Raw genomic sequence first — 255 nt, forward strand, 5'->3', positions numbered from 1 at the left:
CGCTCGGAGACGCGGGCGTCCAGGCTCCGCTCTGGTGCGTCACCCAGGGCGCGGTCACCACCGGCGGCTCCGACCCGCTGGCCCACCCCGCCCAGGCACAGATCTGGGGCCTGGGCCGGGTCGCCGCACTGGAGCACCCCGACCGCTGGGGCGGACTTGTCGACCTGCCCGAGCAGCTCGACGAACGCGGCGCCGCACACCTGCGTGCCGTGCTGGCCGCCCCGGCCGGCGGCGAGGACCAGGTGGCCATCCGCG

General features: G+C 77.6%; 1 protein-coding gene. It reads left to right on the plus strand.

What is annotated here, in order from left to right; genetic code table 11:
* A partial coding sequence (locus tag ACLIYP_RS30945; RefSeq protein ID WP_412716361.1) for a hypothetical protein occupies nucleotides 1–255 on the plus strand: 255 nt, incomplete at both ends.

Source organism: Streptomyces nanhaiensis, assembly GCF_046614825.1.
GTDB lineage: Bacteria > Actinomycetota > Actinomycetes > Streptomycetales > Streptomycetaceae > Streptomyces > Streptomyces radiopugnans.